Source organism: Nemorincola caseinilytica (genome assembly GCF_039540515.1).
Taxonomy (GTDB): domain Bacteria; phylum Bacteroidota; class Bacteroidia; order Chitinophagales; family Chitinophagaceae; genus Nemorincola; species Nemorincola caseinilytica.
The window spans coordinates 108,196-130,788 of the sequence record NZ_BAABFA010000024.1 but is presented as its reverse complement, the minus strand read 5'-3'; the positions used below and the strand labels follow the sequence as shown (position 1 = coordinate 130,788).

The window sequence follows — 22,593 nt, the reverse complement described above, 5'->3', positions numbered from 1 at the left end:
TATGAAGTGTGAAGTAGAGTAATAAAGTAAATAGAACACAAACCCTTTCCTTTCAACTTTTTTAGAAACGACCACTACAATGTTCTCTGATCTTTTGAAGAAGTACAAAACGGACCTTTTTATAGTATTGGGGCTGGCAGTGCTGGCGCTGCTGTATTGCTACCCGCAGCTACAGGGCAAACAGCTACGCCAGCAGGATACTATGATGTGGAAGGCCATGGCCCATGAGGGCATGACATACCACGACTCTACGGGCAAGGATGTATTGTGGTCGAACAGTATGTTCGGTGGTATGCCTACATATACCACCTATGTGGCCGCTACCAACACCAACTATCCCGGCTATATACAGAGCGTGCTGCAGGCCATAGGCAAACCGGCCTATTTCTTCTTTATAGCCATGCTGTGCTTCTACCTGCTGGCGCGGGTGCTGGGTGTAAGCAGGTGGCTGGCTAGCATAGGGGCCTTTGCATACGCGTTCGCATCGAACAACCCTATAATAATAGTAGTGGGGCATGAGACCAAGATGCTGGCCATAGGCTATATGCCTGCCGTGATAGCGGGCTTTTACCTCATATTCAAAGAAAAATGGCTGACGGGTGGTGCACTCTTCGCGGTGAGCATGGTACTGCTATCGGGCACCAACCACTTCCAGATGATGTACTACATCATCATACTGCTGCTGTGCTTTACGGTGGTGCTGGCCTATGATGCCATCAGCGAGGGAAGGGTAAAACAGTTCTTCCTGTCTGCACTGGTGGCAATGGGTACGGGCCTGCTGGGGCTGATGCCGAACATCACCTCGGTACTGACGACGCAGGAATATGCCAAGGAGACCATGCGCGGCGGCACCAGCGAACTGAGCTCGCACGACAAGAAAACATCGGGCGGGCTGGACAAGGAATATGCCTTTCGCTGGAGCACGGGACTGGTGGAGACCTTCTGCATAATGATACCCTATATGTATGGCGGCGCTACCTACGATAATGCCGATCTGGCCCCCCGCACACTAGAGGCAGTAGGTAGCAATGCCGACCTGCTACCTGTATACTGGGGTGAGCGCCCTACGCAAATGGGGCCTGTGTTCTTTGGCGCGGTGGTGTGTTTCCTGTTCGTGCTGGGAATGATGGTGATACGATCGCCACATAAGTGGTGGATGTTCTTTGCCAGCCTGCTGGGCATAGTACTGGCATGGGGCAAGAACCTGCCCACGGTGAACTACTTTCTCTTTGACCATGTGCCGCTGCTGAACAAATTCCGCACGGTAGAGATGGCGCTGGTGATACCGCAATTCCTATTCCCCCTGCTGGGCATACTGGGTGTGCAGGAGATAATGGAAGCAATGGAAGACAAGGAACAGCGGGAAGAGCTACGGCGGAAGGTGATATATGCTGCCGTCATTACCGCAGGCATATGTGCCGTGATAGGCCTGCTGGGCAGCATATTGTTCGATTTTTCGGGCTTCCGGGATAAGCAGTTCCAGTCTGAAATGGTGCGGTTGCTCAAAGAGGACCGTGCAGCGCTGACCATGGCCAGCGCACTGAAAAGCGCCGTATATATTCTGATAGCGGCAGGCCTGCTGTGGGCTTACCTGAACGACAAATTGCGGAAAAGCTACCTGGTAGGCGGCCTGGCCCTCATAACCGTGATAGATATACTGCCCGTAGCGCACAACTACCTGAGCGGCAAACAACACAACAGTACCGAGCTGGACCACTATGTGGATGCCGGCGAACTGGAGGATACTTTTGTACCACGCGAGGTAGATAAGGCGATACTGCAGGACCGCGACCCATACTACCGTGTACTGGACCTGAGCCGCGACCCCTATAACGATGCGCAACAGGCATACTACCATAAATGTGTGGGCGGCTACCACCCCGCCAAGATGGAAATGTACCAGGACCTGACAGAGAGGCACCTGAGCAACGGATTCAACGGGGCGGTACTGAACATGCTGAACACCAAATATATAATACTGGGCAAGGACGGGCAGGACAGGGTGATGCCCAACCCTTTTGCCTGCGGCAATGCATGGTTCGTGAGCGAGATAAAGTGGGTAAATACGGCAGAGGAAGAGATAAATGCCCTGAGATCGAACATACTGGGCGATACGGTGCAGGTACCCGATGCCTTTGACCCGCGCAAGACGGCAGTGATACGCAATACCTTCAAAAGCACTATAGGCAGCTTTGTACCCGGGGCCGACAGTACATCGAAAATAACACTGACGCGGTATGGGCTGGGCGACCTTTCCTTCAGCTCATCGGCACCAAAGCCGGGGCTGGCCGTTTTCTCCGATATATATTACTCTAAAGGCTGGAAGGCTTACATAGATGGCAAAGAGACACCTATAGTAAAGGCCAACTATGTGTTGAGGGCCATAATGATACCTGCGGGAAACCACAATATAGAGTTCCACTTCAGGCCTGATAGCTTTTACAATGGGCGCAAGGTGGCCATGGCAGGCAGCCTGCTGATAATAGCGCTGTGCGTGGCGGCGGTATACGTTCCTGCCCGAAAGAGAGGAAAAGCATGACGGGCAGATGTACCTGCTATAAAAATAGCTTAGGAAAATGATCGGCTACGCTATACTTTTGGCTTTTCAGCCATTATCATATGCAGTTCGATATAAAGAAATACAAACAAGACCTCATCATCATCGTGGGTTTTGCGGTGCTTGCATTGCTCTATTGCTACCCCCAGTTGCAGGGGATGAAACTGAACCAGCACGATAACATATCGTGGCAGGCCATGTCGCACGAGGCCATGGAATACCACAAGGCCACCGGCAAGGATGTACTGTGGTCGAACAGCATGTTCGGCGGCATGCCCACCTATACCACCTATGTGGCCGCCACCAACACCAACTATACCAGCTTCATACAAAGCATACTGCAGGGCATAGGCAAGCCGGCCTACTTCTTCTTCATACCCATGCTGTGCTTCTTCCTGCTGATGCGGGTGCTGAAGATAAATAAGTGGGTAGGCGCCATAGGGTCTATAGCCTATGCTTTCTCTACATACAACGGCATCATCATAAGTGTGGGCCACGAGACCAAGATGCTGACCATGGGCTACCTGCCTGCGGCGCTGGCCGGCCTGTACCTGATATACAAGGAAAAATGGCTGACGGGAGCGGCACTGCTGGCAGTGACTTTTGCGCTTATTTTTACCAACAATCACTTCCAGGTCATTTATTACTCCTTCATCATGTTCGGATGCTTTGGCGTAGTGATGCTGGTGCAGGCCATAAAGGAAGGGCGCATCAAGAGCTTCCTCATATCATCGGCCATAGCGGCTGGCGCTATAGCAGTGGGTGTAGGCCCCAGTATGCCATCGCTGCTCACTACGGCCGAGTATGCCAAGGAGACCATGCGCGGCGGCGCCAGTGAGCTATCGGGCCACGACAAGAAGGAGAATGGCGGCCTGGACAAAGAATATGCCTTCCGCTGGAGCAATGGTATAGGCGAGACATTTTGCCTGATGATACCCTACCTCTACGGTGGCGCCAGCGGGGAGGATGCAGCGAAAGCACCCAAGACCTTGGAAGCCATAGGCGGCAGCGCCGACAAGCTGCCCCTTTACTGGGGGCCGCAGCCCTTCCTGAGCGGGCCTGTGTACTTTGGTGCAGCAGTGTGTTTCCTCTTTGTACTGGGGCTGATGGTGGTGCGCTCGCCGCACAAATGGTGGATACTGGCCGCAAGCGCCATATGCATAATGATGTCGTGGGGTAAGAACTTTGAAGGGATCAACTACTTCCTGTTCGACCATATACCCTACCTCAATAAGTTCCGTACACCATCTATGGTACTGGTGATACCGCAGTTCCTCTTCCCCCTGCTGGGCGCATGGGCCATCAATGAAGTGATGGAACGCAGGAACGACCCTAAAGTATGGCAGAACATAAAACTGGCTGCGGGCATCACCGCCGGCCTGTGCCTGCTGCTGGGCGTAGGTGGCAGCATGTTCTTCGACTTTACCGGCGGCAGCGACGCCCGTATGCAGCCCGAGATGCTGCAACTGCTGCGCCAGGACCGTGCATCGCTGGCGATGACCAGCGGCCTGACCAGCGCGGCATATATACTGATAACGGCAGGCCTGCTGTGGGCGTATATGAAGGATAAGATAAAGCCCACGATGCTGATAAGTGGTATATGCGCCATAGTAGTGATAGACCTGATACCTACATCGCTGAACTACCTGAACAAGGAGAACTATGTGGATGCTGCGGAATATGATGCGGCCTTTGAACCTACAGAGGCGGACAAGGCCATCATGCAGGATCCCGACCCGTACTACCGTGTGCTGGACCTGAGCCGCGATACCTATAACGATGCGGTACAGGCATACTTCCACAAATGTGTGGGCGGCTACCACCCTGCCAAGATGGAGATATACCAGGACCTGATAGACCGCCACATGAGCCAGGGCTTCAACGGGGCCGTGCTGGACATGCTGAACACCAAGTACATCATAGCAGGCCGCAGGGGCTCGGCACCGCAGCCTATACCCAACCCTACGGCATGTGGCAATGCATGGTTCGTGAACGAGGTGAAATGGGCCAATACCGCCGACGAGGAAATGAACAGCCTGAGCGCACCACAGATAGGCGATACTACCATGGTACCCGGCGCCTTCGAGCCACGCAGGACGGCCATTATACGCGCTACCTTCAAGAACGAGCTGGGCAACTATAGCTTTGGCAAGGACAGCGCGGCCTATGTACGGCTGTCGCAATATGGACTGAACGACCTGGCATTCACCAGCAGCAACAGCCAGGCGGGCCTTGCGGTATTCTCGGACATATATTACAGCAAAGGCTGGAAGGCATATGTAGATGGCAAGGAGACCCCCATAATAAGGGCCAACTATGTGCTACGCGCCATAAAAGTGCCTGCAGGCACCCATAGTATAGAGTTCCACTTCAGGCCTGAGAGCTTCTACAATGGGCAGAAGGTGGCCATGGCAAGCAGTGTGCTGATACTGATACTTATAGGTGTGGCCGTTTCCCAACTATTCAGGAAGAAGCCCCTCCCGACCTCCCCCGAGGGGAGGAGATAAGTTACTCGTCCTCGTCTACGACGAGGATGCTGCTCAGGTAGTGCGTTTGTAACGCACGTCATTAACCCCACTCGTCCTCGTTTACAACGAGGATGCTCAGGCAGTGCGTTTGCAACGCACGTCACAACTACTTCGCATATACGTTTATGACGATCGGCTGACAAAATGCACTGCATTATCAGTGCCTGATGCAAGGCGTTGGAGTAGATTTGCGCCACATAAAACAAAACATGATATTTAACCGAACTCACCTTCACAGCCTACTGGCAGCAGCCACACTATTGACCACTGCTGCAAAAGCACAGGACAAACCACTTACCTACCCTGATGAGAAACACTTCAGGAACATACGCCAACTGACCTTTGGCGGCGATAATGCCGAGGCCTATTTCGGGTTCGATAATGAGCATGTGACCTTTCAGCGCACCGATGCGAAAGACGGTGTACCCTGCGACCAGATATTTTATGGCACCATACCTGCTTCCGGTAAAAAGAAATTCAGCTATAAACTGGTAAGCACCGGCAAGGGCCGTACCACATGCGCCTACCTGATGCCGGATATGAAGCACTTCCTATATGCATCTACCCATATGGCCGCAGATAGCTGCCCACCTGTGCCCGACCGCAGCAAGATAAAAAAGTATGTATGGCCTATATACGACAGCTACGACATATATGTGGCCGACCTAAAGGGCAACATAACCAAGAGGCTTACCAATACACCCGGCTATGATGCAGAGGGTACGGTATCGCCCGATGGGAAGAAAATAGTGTTCACCAGTATGCGCAACGGAGATATAGACCTGTATACGATGAACATAGACGGCACCGATGTAAAGCAGATAACCACAACCACAGGCTATGATGGCGGCGCATGTTTTTCGCCCGACAGCAAGATGATAACATGGCGTGCATCGCGCCCGAAGACCGAGGAGCAGGTAAAAGAATACAAAGACCTGCTGGCACAGGGGCTGGTGATGCCTACCAACATGGAAGTGTTCGTAGCCAATGCCGATGGCAGCAATGCAAGACAGGTGACCAGCCTGGGCAAGGCCAACTGGGCGCCCTCCTTTGCACCGGATGGCAAGCGCCTGATATTCGCATCGAACCACGAACATGAGCGAGGCTTCCCCTTCAACCTCTACCTGGTGAACATAGATGGGACAGGGCTGGAGCGCATATCGAACGATGCGGGTTTTGATGCCTTCCCTATGTTCTCGCCCGATGGCAAGAAGCTCATCTTCTCATCGAACAGGAACAATGGCGGCAACAGGGACACGAATGTGTTCATATGCGATTGGGTGGAGTAGCCCCTCCCGACCTCCCCCGAGGGGAGGCGATGGGTCGCCCATGTTTTGCATAATAGAGAAGAGGCTGTATCAGTGATACAGCCTCTTCTCTATTAGTATTGATACCTCCTCCCCTCGGGGGAGGTCGGGAGGGGCTTGGGGCTTACTTCATAGCGCCCAGTACTATGCTCCATGCCTCATGCTCTTTGGCCTCTACAGCAGTGTTTATCTCTTCGGCACGCGCCAGCAGGTCTTTTACCTCGGGATGCTCTTTGAGGTCCTGTGCATTTATCCTTACGTTCAGGTAGCAACCTTTTACAGCGGTACGGGCACAGAGCGCGCCCACACCGGCATCGCTGATGCTGTTGGGATTGCCCTTCTTTCCCATCGCTATGGCCAGGTCCATAGAGGCATAGGCTACCTCCATAGTGCGGAACGGTATCTTGATGGCATATATGGTGGCGGCCTCTATGGCAGCTTTGCGGGCCGCCTTCTCATCGTCTGTCCCCTTGGGCATACCAAAGGCGGCCATGATGGCGTTGAAGGCATTGGTATCCTCATCTACCAGGTATAGCATCTCTTTCAGCAGCTTCTGGCCCTCGGCAGCATGATCGCTGAACTCCTTCCAGCGGCTGTCCCAGCCCTTCTTGTGCGATGAGAGATTGGCAACCATAGTACCCAGTGCCGCACCCAGCGCACCACAGAGCGCCGATACCGAGCCACCGCCCGGCGCGGGCGATTCGCTGGCCGTCTCGTGTACGAAACGGGTAACGGTCATATCTACCAGCTTCTTTGCATTGGTGTCCTGCAACTGGTATTCTATCACCTTCTTTTTGGGATCGAAGGGACCAAGCTCGTCCAGACCAAGGGACCTTACGGCTATGCGCACCAGCTCTTCCTCGCTCACGCCTATGCTGCGCTCCTGCTTCTGCAGGAAGTACTTACCGGCCTCCAGCAGGGCCTGCAGCGGCACAAGGCCCACCAGCTCGCTACCTGTAACGCGCATACCACGGGCATTGGCACGTTCGCAGGCGGTATCGAACACCACATGCAGTGGCGTGGTGTTCATGTTGGTGAGGTTGATGGATATCTGCGCTATGCCATACTCCTCTATATACCAGCCTATGGCCTTTACATTCTTCAGCAGGCCGGGCTCCCATACAGCCTCGCCGCCGGCATCCTTCACTATCTTGCCATTGGCATCTTTCTTCTGCCTGCCCTTCTCGCGTATATCGAAGGCCACCGCATTGGCACGGCGGGTAGAAGTGGTATTGAGGTTGACATTGTATGCGATAAGGAAATCGCGCGCACCTATAACAGTGGCGCCGCTCACGGCATTGAACGCAGCGGGGCCATAGTCGGGCTTCCACTCGGGCTGCATTATCTTCGATTGCAGACCTTCGTATTCGCCCTTGCGGATGTCGGCAAGATTGCGGCGGTAGTCGGCAGTAGCGGCATACTCATACAGGTATACAGGTATACCTGCACCCTCGCCTACCCGCTGGCCCAGCATACGCGCAAATTCTACGGTCTCTTCCATAGTGATGCCCGATATGGGTATAAGCGGGCAAACATCGGTAGCGCCCATGCGCGGATGCTCGCCGGTATGCGTACGCATGTCTATAAGCTCGCCGGCCTTTTTGATGGCACGATAGGCGGCCTCTACTACAGCATGAGGGTTGCCTATAAAGGTGACCACGGTACGGTTGGTGGCCTTGCCGGGGTCTACATCCAGCAGGCGCACACCTTCGGTACGCTCTATCTCATCGGTTATCTGTTTGATGATATTCATATCGCGGCCCTCGCTGAAATTGGGCACGCATTCTATAATGGCATTAGAAAAGTCCTTCATTGTTCGTGATGTGTTGAGGTTGCAAAAATAGCAGATGCCCTATAAAAAGAGTGGAACTTTTTACCGGCATTTACCTGACATACCCGGTAGACCGGCGCTTACATAGTGGCCCCTACCGCCATCAGGCGTTGCAGCCATTCCCGGGAGGACTCCTCTACGAGCTTGGTATGCGAATCGCGCAGGGTCTCCTGGAATTCGGGATTGCCTACGGCAATGGACTCTATCATAAGGCCGGTGAGAAATTCCTGGCGGGCTATTATCATAGACAGGGCAGTGAGTGTGGCCATATTCATTTTCTGCTGTTCCATAGGTGTATCGTTTTTTATACCTGTACAATGATATGTAAAGGACAGCGTACCAGCAAAACGAGTTAACGGAAACCCCATGAACGACGAAGGGCACATAATATATGTGCCCTTCGTACCTCTATGTTATTTTATGTTATTTCACCTTGGCCAGCTCGCCCTTCAGGTAGTCTATCACACGCACCTCGGTTGCATCTACGCCGCGCAGGTCGGCAAGAAATACCGATACCCAGTCGGTAAGGTGTATGAGGTAGAAGACACGCTCCCAGTAGGTCTTGCCTTCAGAGTAAATCTCCAATATAGTGGGGTTGTACTTCTTGGCTATCTTCTTGCCTATCTCCATGCGCGCCTGTACGCGAGAGAAGTCGTCCTGGTCGCGGAGGATGATCACTACCTTGTCCGACGCATCGTCGCGCCAGCCTACCAGCTCGTTGTGGTTCATTTCGGGTATGGCGCCATGCCATGCCAGCAGCTTACTGTTCTCATTTATCTGCTGGCGGAAACGCACTGCCACACCCTCCAGTGCAGCAGCAGAATATATGATGGGCAGCTTGCCGAACATCTTCTTTGCCAGTACCGATGCTTTCTTCTGTATATCGGCGCTATTGGTCTTCAGCAGCTTTATGGCAGCCTTTATCTCACGGTCGAAATTGCCGGGTATAAGGCCGAAGTGGTTCAAGATGCTAAGCAACTGTACCAATGAGTACCCTAGGCAGGAACGTGGCGGCATACCGGCAGGTACCAGTATACAATCCAGTTTTTTTGCACCGGCAAATTCTGCCACCTTGCCGCCCGATGTGACACATATGATGGTAGCACGCTTCTTTTTGGCCTGCTGCAGGGCCATCAGTGTCTCTTCGGTATTGCCGGAGTAAGAGCAGGCTATAACGAGGGTATCTTTACCTACGAATGCGGGCAGTGAATAATCCTTGTTCACTACGAAGGGTACGTTCAGCTTATCGAACACATAGTTCTGCACTATGGAGCCGCCAATGCCGCTGCCACCAAGGCCTGTAACTACTATATTGCTGAATTGCCTGGGTTGGGTGATGAACCTGTGGTTCTTTCCTATTATCAGAGCTTCCTGTAGTTGTAAAGGGAAGTCCAGTACTAATTGTTTCATTTTTTGTTGGTAGTTTATCTGCCGTTCTGGTTTCCGTATGGCTTGCCGGGCGTCTCACTCGTTCAGCACATCATAAGGGGTATTATTGCATGGGAACGGATGTTTCACACTATATTTATATTTCGATGCCCAAACATAGTAAAATTGGTATGAACGGCGAACAGATCGCTGTAGACTTTTTGACAAATAAAGGTTATAATATTGTTTTTCGTAATTGGAGGACGGGCAAAAAGGAGGTGGATATAGTGGCATCGAAGGGGGATGTGCTGGTATTTGTAGAGGTTAAGACCCGTTCGAAGAACATATTACAATTTCCCGAAGAGGCTGTGGGTCACAGGAAACAGGAGGCATTGCGCGTGGCGGCCGGCACCTTCCTGGAGCAATATACGGCCTACCGGTCGGTACGCTTTGACATAGTGAGTGTGCTACTGAACGACGAACATGCCAGGGAGATAGTACATTTTGAGGAAGCATTCCATTAAGCCGCTATCTGTTTTGCATCATCAAAAACCTGTACGACCTTTACCGCTCTTATCTATCCCCATGCGTGAACGTGGAGGCTATTTGGCCATCATCATTTTATCGGGCTTGCTGTTCTTCCCCTTCCTGGGCGGGGTACACCTGTTCGACTGGGACGAGATCAACTTTGCCGAGTGCGCCCGCGAAATGATAGTGAGCGGCGACCACCTGCGCCCGCAGATAGACTTCATGCCCTTCTGGGAAAAGCCTCCCCTGTTCATATGGATGCAGGTGGTGAGCATGAGACTGTTCGGCATCAATGAATTCGCGGCACGCTTCCCAAATGCTCTTGTGGGCGTAATGACACTGGTGGCCATATACCACTGCGGCAGGCGGCTGGTAAGCCATAAGATGGGGCAATGGTGGGCGGTACTGTTCGCGGCATCGTGGCTGCCGCATTTTTACTTCAAAACGGGTATCATAGATCCCACCTTCAACCTGCTCATATTCCTGGCCTTTTACCAGGTACATGTGCTGCGTACCGGTAGCCGCGCATGGCTGCACGCCATAGCCGGCGGGCTGCTGCTGGGTATGGCCGCCCTCACCAAGGGCCCAGTGGCCATACTGGTGGCACTGCTGGCGCTAGGCGTGTACATAGTGCTGCACCGCGGGCTGAACGGGTACAAGATAAAACACCTGCTGGCCATGGCCGTGTTCGCGGCCGTACCCTTCGGGCTGTGGGTGGGTATAACTACGGCGGTACATGGCACAGAGTATGGGACGTGGTTCCTGCGCGAGTTCATACAGTACCAGGTACGCCTCTTCAGCACCGAGGATTCCGACCATGGAGGGCCCTTCATATACCACTTCGTAGTGCTGCTGCTGGGCTGTTTCCCGGCATCGGCATTCCTGTTCCAGTACCTGGGGCGCAAGCGCGAAAAAGTGGCAGATACAGGCTTCGCCACATGGATGTGGCTGCTGTTCTGGGTAGTGCTACTGCTATTCTCTATAGTGAAGACCAAGATAGTACACTACTCGTCGCTCTGCTATTTTCCCCTTACCTACCTGGCCGCACTGCAGCTATACGCACTGAGCGAGGGAAAGGAAAGGCTGCGCAAAGGCACGGCCATAGTGCTACTGGTAACAGGCATATTACTGGCGGTGGTGATAGCCCTGCTGCCAGCGGTGGGCATCAATAAAGCTGTGCTGATACCCTATATAGCCGACCCATTTGCCGTGGCCAACCTACGCGCCGATGTGCAGTGGAGCTATGCGGCATGTGTGCCGGGTATCATATACCTGGCCATCATCATAGCAGCGGCACGCATGATGCGCCAGGACCTGAAAAAGGGCATGACCCTGCTGGCCATAACGCAGGTGGTGGCGATACAGTTCGTACTGCTGTACTGCGCGCCCCGCATAGAGGGCTACTCGCAACGGGCGGCCATAGAATACTACAAGAGCTTTAGCGGAAAGAAAGTATATGTGCAGCCGCTGGGGCATAAAAGCTATGCCAACCTTTTCTATACCGCCAAGCAGCCCTATAATGCCCCTGAATACCGCGGTGTGCGAAAGGACAAGACCGGCCGTGAGACCCCCGAGGCCAATGGCGACTGGCTGATATATGGCAATACCGACAGACCGGCCTACTTCATATGCAAGGTGCACGACAGCGCAGAATATGCCCGCAACCCACAGCTAGAGGTGACCGGCAGCAGCAATGGCTTCGTATTCCTGAAAAGGAAACAATAAAAGTATATAGCCTTGTGGTACAATTGGTTGCTGCGGATACTGCGGCAGCATTTCATGAAAGCATAATTGACATTTCGAAAAACAAATACTAAATTTGAACACATAGAATATTTCAACCCCAAAAGAAGTCAACACCCACCACTGACCTATGGCAAATAAAATGGTAAAGAAGATCTTCGTTGTAGACGATGATGAGATGATGTCGACCCTTCTGGAAGACTACCTGACGACCAAAACTTTTCACGAGATAAAATTGTTCAGCACCGGAGAAGAATGCCTGAAGAACCTGAGAGAGCAGCCCGATGTAGTGATACTGGATTTCAACCTGAACTCGGAGAACAAGGATGCGGCCAACGGCATGCAGATACTGGAATCGATAAAGAAGATAAACAAATACATACATGTCATCATGCTTTCGGGGCAGGATGCATATGGCACGGCACTGCAGACCATCAGGAAGGGCGCAGAGGACTATGTGATAAAGGACGAGGACGCCTTTGAGAAGATAGTGGCCATCATAGACGGGCTTAGTTAGGGCGTGTTCTAAAAAACAGCTATTCTACATTGAACCATGCTTTACTGTTAGGCGGGGTATTGCTGAAGGCTATAGTGGTGGGTGTGCTCACCGCCATAACACCCTTCATATATGCCATACTGCCGGTGACGGTACGCTACCTCTCGCCCAAGAGCAAAAGCAAAAAAGAAGGTCAGAAGAACATACTGATATATACCGGTACACTGGTGCTTATCTTCTCTACACTGGGCATACTGCTATCTATCATAGCCAATGCTACGGGTGTGTTCAGGTTCATAGAGCACTGGCTTTTTAACTTTGCCATATGCCGCCTGTTCCTGGGGCTGGGTATATCGCTGCTGGGCGTGTTCGAGTTCAAGCTACCTGCATCGTGGGCCAATGCAGCATCGGCCAAGGCACGATCGGGCAATGTAGTGGGCATCATGTACATGGCCCTTACTATGCCTGCGGTATCGTTCTCATCGGTAATTCCTATGATGGTGGTGGCGCTGCTTACCGGCCATAATGCAGGCGTACTGGGCCCCGCATTCAGCCTATTCGGTTTCTCGGTAGGGTTGTCGCTGCCATTCATATACCCCAGGATACTGGAGATACTGGTACCATCGAAAGAAGTACTGAACAAGGTAAAAGGTATAATGGGCTTCGTAGCGCTGACCATAGGCGTAAAATTCCTGTCGCGCACAGACCTGGCGCTGCAGTGGCACCTTATAGACCGTTACCTGTTCATCATCATTATCATTATGCTGGCGGCAGCAGCGGGCGCTTATATGCTGGGCGTCATACGCCTGTCGAAAGACTATGCCCCTACCAAGAACCTTTATGGGGTAAAGTATGTATCGCTGCCCAATCTTTTCATTGCCATCGCGCTATTCACTTTCATAGTATACCTGCTGCCGGGCATATGGGGCGCACCACTGGAGGGTATCAGCCGTTTTCTGCCCCCGGCCTGATATATACTGCAAGGACAGGGAGGGTGTTTTTGATATATGTGCTGTATCAACTTATCCTGCTTAAAATGTATCTTTGTCGCCTGACCAAATAACACCGATCATGTCATCAACGTGGTTCCGTCGCAGTAAAAAAGGCATACTCACATCGACAGAAGAGAAAAAGGAGACCCCGGACGGACTGTGGCACAAATGCCCTGAATGCAAGACCACCACTACCGTGAAAGAACTGCACGATAACCTGCATGTATGCGCGAAGTGCAACTATCACAACCGTATAGATTCGCTGGAATACTTCGAGATACTTTTTGACAACAATAAGTACGACCTGCTTTTCGAGAACATAATGCCGAAGGACCTCCTGGGCTTTGTGGATATGAAGCCCTACGGATCGCGCATAGTGGAAGCACAGAACAACACCGGCCTGAAGGATGCCATGACAGTGGGCACCGGCACCATGAACGGTGTACCCTTTGTAGTGGCCTGCATGAACTTCAACTTCATAGGCGGCTCCATGGGGTCGGTAGTGGGCGAAAAGATAAGCCGCGCCATAGATCACAGCATTGCCCACAAGATGCCGCTGCTGATAATAAGCAAATCGGGCGGGGCGCGTATGATGGAGAGCGCCTTCTCGCTGATGCAGATGGCAAAGACATCGGCCAAGCTGACCCAACTGGCAAAAGCAGGTCTGCCATATATATCGCTGATGACAGACCCTACCACCGGTGGGGTAACGGCATCGTACGCTATGCTAGGCGATATAAACATAGCCGAGCCCAATGCGCTGATATGCTTTGCCGGCCCCCGCGTGATAAAGGAGACCATAAAGAAAGACCTGCCTGCCGGCTTCCAGCGATCGGAGTTCCTGCTGGAGCATGGCTTCCTGGACTTCATAACCGAGCGCAAGAACCTGAAGAACAAGCTGAGCATGACCGCAGAATGGTTCATGAAAGAACAGTAACATAAGCCCTGTAGTAAAATAGAGAGATACCTTGCCTGAGAACATATACATCAAGAACCGCCCTGCTACATTCGAGTATGCGATAGAGGACAGGCTAAAGGCGGGTATCGTATTAACGGGATCGGAGATAAAATCGATACGGCAAGGGAAGGTGAGCTTCAACGACAGCTATTGCCTGTTCGACGATGGCGAGCTTTGGGTAAAGAGCCTGCATATAGCCGAATATGTGAATGCCGGGTATGCGGGCCATGTGGCCGTACACGACCGCAAGCTGCTGCTGACCAAGAAGGAAATAAAGAAGTGGCAGAACAAGGTGAAAGAGAAAGGCTATTCCATAGTGCCGCTGGCGGTGTTCATAAATGAGAACGGCTATGCCAAGGTAGAGATAGGCCTGGGTAAGGGCAAAAAACTGCACGACAAGCGCGAGACCATAAAGAACCGCGATGTGGAAAGAGAAATGAAGCGCTACCTGAAATAGACTGTTAAGGGTCAATTGGGTAATGGGTTAAAAAGGTAAAAGGTCCATTATCGTAAATATTCAAATAGAAAAAGGGCAAATGGTCACTACACCATTTGCCCTTTAACTTATTGCCCTAATTAACTTTTTAACCTTTTACCCTTTTAACTCGTAACGCACTAGCCATTCACCACATCGTGGAAGATGATGCCGTGCTGTTCCAGTTCTTTCAATACGGGTTTGTACACCACCGGCATCACGGGCATATGCACGCCCACAGGAGGGGTCACTTTTTTGCGCAGCATCAGCGAGGCCAGTATACCCATAGGCAGGCCTACGGTCTTGGCCATGGCTGTATGCTCGCCGCCATCGCCCTCCAGCACCATAGAGCTGGTAAGGGTTATGAGCTTGCCTTTGTGTTCGTACTCTATCTCGTGCTGCATCACCACCATGTCCTTGTCTTTTGGCGACATCTGCCATTTTTCCTGCAGCAGCGTATACAGTACATCGGCCGATGACATCTTGCTATCACCTATGGCATTATCTTCAAAAATTCCCAGCCACAGCAGCATACCCATCACCTTATCGCTCTCTTCTATACCCAGTATGGTGGCTACATGTTTCAGTATGTCGGTCTTGGGCCTGCAGTCGGTCTTTTTCCTTATCCAGCCTGCATAGGTAAGACCGGTGGTATCCATGGTATCTTCCAGGTCGGTAAGGCCCAGCTTTATGATGGCCTGCCAGCCCTTGCAGAAGGCCGGGTAGCGCAGTGTAGCACGCAGGAAGGTATTGATGCCCTGCACATCCAGTATATCCAGGTATTTCACCGAGTCCCTGTTGGGATAGTAGGCCAGTGAGCCCAGGCCGGGCACTTTTATCTTCTTATTGTTCTCGAACATATGCTCGTAGGGCACCTCGGTGACCTTGCCATTGCTGAGATATTTGGCGCCGCCCATACCTGCCATGACCACGTTGCGGGGGTTCCAGCTGAATTTGTAGTGCCATGGATTGTCGTCGCTGGAGGGAGCTACCAGCCCACCGCAGTACGACCTGAAAGCAGTGATGCGACCTGCCACCTTGCGCACACTGTGTATGATGTGGCTGGCCGTCATATGATCGATACCGGGATCGAGGCCCATTTCGCACATGAACACGAGACCGGCTTTTTTCACCGCTTCGTCCATGGCCTTCATCTCGTCGGATATATAGGAGGACGTGATGAGGTTCTTGTTGAACTTCAGGCAGTCGTGGGCCAAAAGGATGTGCAGGTGCGGTGGCATGAGCGACAATACTATATCGGCCCGCTGTACCAGCGACTGGCGCTGCTCATCGTTGGTAATATCTATTGCTGCTGCCTCGCCGCATGGATGCTTGTTCAGTTTCCTCATTATGGCGTCCTTATCGCCATCGGCCACTATCACATGCCATTTTTTCCTTAGTGCGTTCTCAAGTAGGTATTCTATCAGATATATCGATGATCTGCCTGCCCCGGCTACCAGTATTGTCTGCTTCATCACAAATGTAATGCTCGAAAATTTCGGCAAAAGTAGGTCAAATCCGTTGTTATTTTAAGGAAAATATTCAGGTGTATTTTTTATTAATACAAATGATATGCATACTATGCGGAAAAATGGCGAAAGACATATTATTTATCTGCCATATCGGAAGCCTGTGCATGCCTGGTGTTCCTGTGGGAACGGATATTAAAGAAGTGGGTAGCTATGAGGCCTGCTGAGGCGAGGTAGGTCATCCAGTGCAGTTGCTCTTCGAACACTACTGCTACCGCCAGGCATAGCCAAAAGAACCAGAGAGAGAGCTTTACTCCCCTTGCAGGAGCATGGGAAGAGGCATGCAGCACGGCCACAAAGCCCACTACGAGGAAAACATAATCGAGCACATGCCACCAGGCGGGCAGGCCAGCATGATGCCCCGCATGTACATCGGCAACACTATCGGCCCAGGAATATTTGATAAGGAATATGGCGGGTATCACCAGGCAATGCACGGCGCATATGACCGCGCTGGCTATGCCCAGTTTATCGGCGCCAGAGAAGTAACGGGATGAGTGCAACAATGAGTGTAAACGCAACACGGTTGCAAATGTAAGGAAAAAACACAAATGCAACCATGTTGCGTTTATTATTTATCTTTGCTGCGTGAACGGTACCGAATATATACGCGGTAAGGGCCTGAAAGTGACCCCGGTGCGCCTGAAAGTGCTGGAAGAGCTGCAGGATACGCACCTGGCCATGTCGCATACAGAGCTGGAGGCCACCTTCGGCAAGGTGGACAGGATAACCCTGTACCGGGCACTGAAAGACTTTGAAGAGGCCGGCATAGTACACAAGATAGTGGGTGCCGACGGCGTGACCCGCTTTGCGGTATGCAGCCACGACTGCCCCGATGTGACCCATACCGATGATCATGTACACTTCAACTGTACGCGCTGCCACAAGATGTTCTGCCTGGAGCATACACATGCCCCTGCCCTGAAGCTGCCTGCGGGCTTCACCCCCACCAGCGTACATACACTGGTACATGGGGTGTGCAAGCATTGCGCCTAGCCTGTTACAAATTATCCTTTGCTATCACCGTCCAGTCACTATTGCCATAGCCCCTGGCTATCCAGCGGTCCATTTCGGCAGCGGCGGCGGGTATTATGGCCAGCGGCCTGCCTGCTTTTTCGGCCTCGGCTATCATGAGCCCGGCATCTTTGCGGGCCATATCCAGCTCCCAAGATGGCTTGTCATATACCCCTCCGGCCATGCGCTTGAGCCTGGCGGGCAGCATAGCGCCGGGGTTCCATTCGTTGAAGAGGTCCATCAGGTCGGTAGCGGGTATGCCCAGCGAATGCGTGAGCGAGAGTGTATCGGATATACCTGCGGTAAAGGCTATAAGGAAGAGGTTTCCGGCCAGCTTCATACCGGCGGCCTTACCTGTTTCGGGCCCGAAGTTGATGACCTTGCCCGTCATGCGCTGCAGGGCGGGCATAAGGCCGGCTATCACATCCTGGTCGCCCGAAACGAGCATATAACCCGTACTTTCCAGCGCATTGGGAGGGCCCATGAAGACGGGCGCATGCACATAGGTAAAGCCCTGCTCCTTCCACAGTGCGGTACGCTCTATAGCACCCGCTACCGAGGTAGTAGTATGGTCGGCTATGACCACACCGGGAGCGAACCCGGGCAGTGCGGCCTGCAGCACCTCGTTCACGCTGGCATCGTCCTTCAGGGTCATGTGGATGCGCGATGCGCCCTGCACCGCCTCGGCGGGTGTGGCGCATACTATAGCCCCGTATTCTGCCAGCGCCTGCGCCTTTGCCGCGCTCCTGTTCCATACCCTTACCTGCTCGCCCTTTGCCAGCATGGCCCTCACAAAGCCCGAGCCCAGCAGGCCGGTACCCAAATATGCTATCATGTGTATGTGATTTTGCTGCTAAAGGTAATGACTTGGCACAAAAGAACAGGCACGATACAGGGCCCTGCGACCGGCCGGTATGCGCAAAATGCACCCGCCCGAAATAGTGATAACAATTGGCTAAAAAAAATTACTTTTGGCACTCAAAATACACCAAAGGATCATGGCTGAAGCTATACGCATGCCGCTGCTGAGCGACACAATGAAGGAAGGGATCATTGCTGAATGGCACAAAAAAGTAGGCGATACCGTTAAATCGGACGATATAATAGCAGAAGTAGAAACAGACAAGGCTACCATGGAAGTGATGCCGTATGTAGATGGCACACTGCTATATATAGGAGTAGAGAAAGGCAAGGGCGTACCCGTGAACGGTATAATGGCCATCATAGGCAAGCCGGGCGAAGACTTCCAGTCGATACTGGACGGAGAGGGCGGTGCAAGACCGGCGGCAGCGCCCGCACAGGAAGCACCGGCCGCACCTGCTGCAGCCCCACAGGCTCCGGCATCTGCACCAGCGCCACAGGCCGCTGCACCTCAGCAGGCGGCAGCACCCGCACCAGTGGCCCCGGCAGCGCAGGAAGCACCTGCAGCAGGCGGCGACGACAGAGTAAAGGCATCGCCCCTGGCAAAGAGGCTGGCCGAGGAAAAGGGCGTGGATATACAGGCCGTAAAAGGCAGCGGCGATAATGGCCGTATCATAAAACGCGATATAGACAATTATACACCGGCACCTGCCGCAGCCGCCGCACCGGCAGGCAAGGCAGCACCTGCCACCATACCTGTATTCAACGGGCAGGAAGGCCATACCGATACACCGCTGACACAGATGCGCCGCATAATAGCCCAGCGCCTGGCCGAAAGCAAGTTCAGCGCGCCGCACTTCTACCTGCGCATGACCATAAACATGGACAATGCCATGGAAGCACGCAAGGCCATCAATGCGGTGTCGCCAGAGAAGGTGTCGTTCAACGACATGGTGATAAAGGCATGCGCCATGGCGCTGCGCAAGCACCCGGCCGTGAACAGCTCGTGGATGGGCGATTTCATACGCCAGAACCACCATATACACATAGGTAGCGCCGTAGCTGTAGACGAGGGCCTTATAGTGCCCGTGGTACGATTTGCCGACCAGAAAGGCCTGGCGCAGATAGCCCAGGAGGCAGGCGTACTGATAGACAAGGCAAGGACCAAAAAGATACAGCCGCAGGAATTCACAGGCAATACCTTCACCATATCGAACCTTGGCATGATGGATATAGACGAGTTCACAGCCATCATAAACCCGCCTGATAGCTGCATACTGGCCGTGGGCAAGATAGCCGCTACCCCGGTAGTGGAAAATGGTGCGGTAGTGGTGCGCAACCTGATGAAGCTGACCCTGAGCTGCGACCACCGCGTGGTGGACGGCGCCGTGGGATCGCGCTTCCTGCAGACGCTGAAGACCTACCTGGAGAACCCTGTGACCATGCTGGTGTGATAGCCGCAGGGAAATGAATTGTCATTAGTTGTCAATATTTATTCACAGGAGAAGAAAAAAACGGTAATTCCGCCTATAAGGTCGTATCTTTGCACGCATAATTATTATTTGCTTTATATTATTCTTAAATTTTCGTACCAATGTCAATGCTCAATATTTTTCCGCAGATGCTAATGGGTATGCCTAATTCAGGCGAGTTGATGATACTGTTGCTGATAATCATTGTATTGTTCGGTGGAAAGAAAATACCTGAGCTCGCAAAGGGTCTTGGTAAAGGTATCCGTGAGTTCAACGATGCCAAGGACGGTATCAAGAACGAGATAGAGAGTGGCCTGAAAGAGAAGGACAATGTCCGCTCTAACACAGGCAACAACGCTTAATAAGAGCGTTCCGGTAATTCTCCTTATTTTTCATTTTTGCTTCCCTTTTATGGGTTGCATGCTTCACCGCCTCAAAAACGATAAAACATGCAATACAAGGCTCTTTTGCTCTCCGTGGTAACATTTTTCTTGGCTGGCCATACCTATGGTCAGCAGGGCCATGGTACAGCAAAAGGGCCTTCTGCTATTGCTACGGCCACCAAGGATACCACAGCAAAGCAGGTGAGACCTACCGGGCCCATGGCCGCAGCCACTACGCCCGATGGTAAGCCCATGTATGGCCCTGTGCCACTGGCGGGTACACGGTCGTACTTCGGCGAGAAGAACGATTTTGTGAACGACTACACCCGCCGTTACCTGGAACTGCATAACCGCACCCTATACAGCGTGCAGAACGCCAGCGCCAAACCTTTCTCGGTAATAGACACCGTACTACAGAAAAAACAGCTACCGAAGGAGTTAAAATACCTTGCGGTGATAGAGTCGGCCCTGAACCACAAAGCGGTATCGCGTGCGGGAGCCGTGGGACCATGGCAACTGATGGAGTCGACCGCCAAAATGATGGGCCTGTCTGTGACCCGCCGCAAGGACGAGCGTACGGATTGGTACAAATCGACCGCGGCGGCCACCAAATACCTGGAACTGCTCTATAGTCAGCTGAACGACTGGCTGCTGGTGATAGCAGCCTACAATAGCGGGCCTACACCTGTGCAGCGCGCCATAGAGCGTACCGGCAGCCACAACTTCTGGGACATAAAGGAGCACCTGCCCCGCGAAACGCAGGGCCATGTACTGGCATTCATAGCCACGGCCAGCATATTTGAGAACCTGAGCAAATTCATAGACCTGGGCAGCATACCTGTGGATTTCAGATTCGGCAAGGAAGAAGACCCCGGGCCTCTGAAACCCCTGACAGCAGGCAGCGGGCCATCTGTGAATGATATGATGGCACCTGCACCCGGTGCTACCGCGAATGCAAAGACACCTGCAACGAACGCTGCTACGGCCGAAAAGAAGCCAGTACAGTTCACCGAGGAAGAGCTGCACAACATGGCCATAGTGCGCATCAAGGCGCCCGTACACTTCGACCTCGTGGCCCAGGAGTTCGGAATAGACAAACGACTGCTGAACCGCTGGAACCCCGACTATGACCAGTTCATCTACAAGACCTACCCTACCCCGTTCTATAACCTGCGCCTGCCAAAGGACAAGGTGGACGCCTTCCTGGCCAAAAAGGACCAGTTGACCACAAAGTCGGCAGCGATATTCGCGCAGACCACCAAGTAGCCGAGGGTATGAGCCGCGCAGGCGGCATGTTAAATAGTCACCTTCTTCCTATTTATTATTTGCCTATATTCCTAAGTTGTCGTTATATTTGCTAACTTTGCACACTTTTAATCGATCTTCCCTTATATCTCTTTTTATATGAAGTTGTCGCAATTCAAGTTTGATCTCCCATTAAATCTCATAGCGCAACACCCCGCCAAAAAACGTGACGAAAGCCGCCTGATGGTCATTCACCGTGACACGGGCAAGATAGAGCATAAGATATTCAAGGACATCCTGGGCTATTTTCACGACAAGGACGTGATGATAGTGAACAACACCAAGGTATTTCCCGCACGCCTGTATGGCCGCAAGGAAAAGACCGGTGCCAAGATAGAGGTGTTCCTGCTGCGCGAGCTGAACAAGCCAAACCACCTGTGGGACGTGATAGTGGACCCTGCGCGTAAGATACGCGTAGGCAACAAGCTCTACTTTGGCGACAACGACGAGCTGGTGGCAGAAGTGATAGACAACACCACATCGCGCGGGCGTACCATACGCTTCCTGTTCGATGGCAATGAGCAGGAGTTCCGCGGTATGCTGGACCTGCTGGGTGAGACCCCACTGCCCAAGTACATAAAGCGCAAACCCGAAGAAGAGGATAAAGAACGCTACCAGACAGTATATGCCAAATACGAGGGCGCTGTGGCCGCACCTACGGCCGGTATGCACTTCAGCCGCGAACTGATAAAGAGGCTGGAGATAGTGGGTGTGAAATTTGCAGAGGTGACCTTGCACACCGGCCTCGGCACCTTCCGCCCCATAGAGGTGGAAGACCTGTCGAAGCATAAGATGGATGCTGAATACTTCCGCGTGGACGACTATGCATCGAACCTGGTGAACAGGGCCATAACAGAGAAGAGGCACATCTGCTCTATAGGCACTACCACCATGCGCGCGCTGGAAAGCTCGGTGACCGCACAGGGCCTGCTGAAACCCGAAGAAGGCTGGACGAACGTGTTCATACACCCGCCCTACAACTTCTCCATAGCCAACTCGCTCATCACCAACTTCCACCTGCCAAAGACAAGCCTGATGATAATGGCCTGCGCCTTTGCCGGGTACGACCTGATGATGACCGCCTACGAAACGGCCATAAAGGAAAAATACCGCTTCTTCAGCTATGGCGATGCCATGCTGGTGATATAGTAGCGATACATAAGACACTCATACCGCAGGGCTTGTACATGTACAGGCCCTGTTCCTTTTTTATAGCATACCATATGCCCGTAACATACCTGAAAGT

20 protein-coding genes are annotated in these 22,593 nt (G+C 52.6%); 14 read left to right on the top strand and 6 right to left on the bottom strand.

Annotation, left to right across the window (positions count from 1 at the left end; genetic code table 11):
* The first annotated feature begins 94 nt into the window (after positions 1-94).
* From ABD843_RS15290 to ABD843_RS15280, 3 genes are all read left to right on the top strand, one after another.
* Complete coding sequence (locus tag ABD843_RS15290; RefSeq protein ID WP_345085075.1) at positions 95-2,539, top strand: YfhO family protein; 2,445 nt, start codon at positions 95-97, stop codon at positions 2,537-2,539.
* A gap of 80 nt (positions 2,540-2,619) precedes the next feature.
* Positions 2,620-5,064: a YfhO family protein gene (locus ABD843_RS15285; RefSeq protein WP_345085072.1), complete on the top strand. Its 2,445-nt coding sequence runs from the start codon at positions 2,620-2,622 to the stop codon at positions 5,062-5,064.
* 230 nt (positions 5,065-5,294) lie between these two features.
* Positions 5,295-6,374, top strand: a complete 1,080-nt coding sequence (locus tag ABD843_RS15280) for a TolB family protein (RefSeq protein WP_345085069.1) — start codon at positions 5,295-5,297, stop codon at positions 6,372-6,374.
* A 142-nt stretch (positions 6,375-6,516) separates the two neighbouring features.
* Here the strand turns inward: ABD843_RS15280 and ftcD are convergent, their stop codons facing one another.
* The 3 genes from ftcD to ABD843_RS15265 all read right to left on the bottom strand — a co-directional run bounded on the left by ftcD (position 6,517) and on the right by ABD843_RS15265 (position 9,633).
* Positions 6,517-8,205, bottom strand: a complete 1,689-nt coding sequence (ftcD, locus tag ABD843_RS15275) for a glutamate formimidoyltransferase (protein ID WP_345085066.1) — start codon at positions 8,203-8,205, stop codon at positions 6,517-6,519.
* A 98-nt stretch (positions 8,206-8,303) separates the two neighbouring features.
* Complete coding sequence (locus tag ABD843_RS15270; RefSeq protein WP_345085063.1) at positions 8,304-8,513, bottom strand: hypothetical protein; 210 nt, start codon at positions 8,511-8,513, stop codon at positions 8,304-8,306.
* A 133-nt stretch (positions 8,514-8,646) separates the two neighbouring features.
* Entirely contained in the window at positions 8,647-9,633 is a 987-nt protein-coding gene (locus ABD843_RS15265) for a bifunctional phosphoglucose/phosphomannose isomerase (RefSeq protein WP_345085059.1), read from the bottom strand.
* Positions 9,634-9,722: 89 nt separating this feature from the next.
* On the opposite strand from ABD843_RS15265, the gene ABD843_RS15260 reads away from it, so the two are divergent.
* The 6 genes from ABD843_RS15260 (at position 9,723) to smpB (ending at position 14,765) form a co-directional block, all read left to right on the top strand.
* A complete protein-coding gene (locus tag ABD843_RS15260) occupies positions 9,723-10,115 on the top strand; it encodes a YraN family protein (RefSeq protein WP_345085056.1) in 393 nt (130 codons plus the stop codon).
* 61 nt (positions 10,116-10,176) lie between these two features.
* A complete protein-coding gene (locus ABD843_RS15255; RefSeq protein ID WP_345085053.1) occupies positions 10,177-11,844 on the top strand; it encodes an ArnT family glycosyltransferase in 1,668 nt (555 codons plus the stop codon).
* Between the two features lie 160 nt (positions 11,845-12,004).
* On the top strand, positions 12,005-12,379 hold the full coding sequence (locus ABD843_RS15250; RefSeq protein ID WP_345085050.1) for a response regulator: 375 nt from the start codon (positions 12,005-12,007) through the stop codon (positions 12,377-12,379).
* A 29-nt stretch (positions 12,380-12,408) separates the two neighbouring features.
* Complete coding sequence (locus ABD843_RS15245) at positions 12,409-13,329, top strand: cytochrome c biogenesis protein CcdA (RefSeq protein ID WP_345085047.1); 921 nt, start codon at positions 12,409-12,411, stop codon at positions 13,327-13,329.
* Between the two features lie 100 nt (positions 13,330-13,429).
* Entirely contained in the window at positions 13,430-14,287 is an 858-nt protein-coding gene (gene accD / locus ABD843_RS15240) for an acetyl-CoA carboxylase, carboxyltransferase subunit beta (RefSeq protein WP_345085044.1), read from the top strand.
* Positions 14,288-14,318: 31 nt separating this feature from the next.
* On the top strand, positions 14,319-14,765 hold the full coding sequence (gene smpB, locus ABD843_RS15235; RefSeq protein WP_345085041.1) for an SsrA-binding protein SmpB: 447 nt from the start codon (positions 14,319-14,321) through the stop codon (positions 14,763-14,765).
* A 158-nt stretch (positions 14,766-14,923) separates the two neighbouring features.
* On the opposite strand, the gene ABD843_RS15230 is transcribed toward smpB, so the two are convergent.
* Together ABD843_RS15230 and ABD843_RS15225 are read right to left on the bottom strand one after the other, a co-directional pair.
* On the bottom strand, positions 14,924-16,258 hold the full coding sequence (locus tag ABD843_RS15230; RefSeq protein ID WP_345085038.1) for a saccharopine dehydrogenase C-terminal domain-containing protein: 1,335 nt from the start codon (positions 16,256-16,258) through the stop codon (positions 14,924-14,926).
* Positions 16,259-16,389: 131 nt separating this feature from the next.
* Positions 16,390-16,818 carry a MerC domain-containing protein gene (locus ABD843_RS15225; protein ID WP_345085035.1) on the bottom strand — a complete coding sequence of 143 codons (429 nt, stop codon included), beginning with the start codon at positions 16,816-16,818 and terminating at the stop codon, positions 16,390-16,392.
* Between the two features lie 82 nt (positions 16,819-16,900).
* Here ABD843_RS15225 and ABD843_RS15220 point away from each other — a divergent pair, with 82 nt between their 5' ends.
* Positions 16,901-17,308, top strand: a complete 408-nt coding sequence (locus ABD843_RS15220; protein ID WP_345085033.1) for a Fur family transcriptional regulator — start codon at positions 16,901-16,903, stop codon at positions 17,306-17,308.
* Between the two features lie 4 nt (positions 17,309-17,312).
* On the opposite strand, the gene ABD843_RS15215 is transcribed toward ABD843_RS15220, so the two are convergent.
* Positions 17,313-18,161 carry an NAD(P)-dependent oxidoreductase gene (locus tag ABD843_RS15215; protein WP_345085030.1) on the bottom strand — a complete coding sequence of 283 codons (849 nt, stop codon included), beginning with the start codon at positions 18,159-18,161 and terminating at the stop codon, positions 17,313-17,315.
* Between the two features lie 163 nt (positions 18,162-18,324).
* On the opposite strand from ABD843_RS15215, the gene ABD843_RS15210 reads away from it, so the two are divergent.
* From ABD843_RS15210 to queA, 4 genes are all read left to right on the top strand, one after another.
* A complete protein-coding gene (locus ABD843_RS15210; protein WP_345085027.1) occupies positions 18,325-19,641 on the top strand; it encodes a pyruvate dehydrogenase complex dihydrolipoamide acetyltransferase in 1,317 nt (438 codons plus the stop codon).
* A gap of 179 nt (positions 19,642-19,820) precedes the next feature.
* Positions 19,821-20,021 (top strand): Sec-independent protein translocase subunit TatA/TatB, encoded by a 201-nt coding sequence (locus ABD843_RS15205; protein ID WP_345085024.1) that lies wholly within the window; start codon positions 19,821-19,823, stop codon positions 20,019-20,021.
* An 87-nt stretch (positions 20,022-20,108) separates the two neighbouring features.
* The gene (locus ABD843_RS15200; RefSeq protein ID WP_345085020.1) at positions 20,109-21,308 is read left to right on the top strand and encodes a lytic transglycosylase domain-containing protein; all 1,200 of its coding nucleotides are present in this window, start codon (positions 20,109-20,111) and stop codon (positions 21,306-21,308) included.
* A 138-nt stretch (positions 21,309-21,446) separates the two neighbouring features.
* Positions 21,447-22,496 carry a tRNA preQ1(34) S-adenosylmethionine ribosyltransferase-isomerase QueA gene (queA, locus tag ABD843_RS15195; protein WP_345085017.1) on the top strand — a complete coding sequence of 350 codons (1,050 nt, stop codon included), beginning with the start codon at positions 21,447-21,449 and terminating at the stop codon, positions 22,494-22,496.
* Positions 22,497-22,593: the final 97 nt, after the last annotated feature.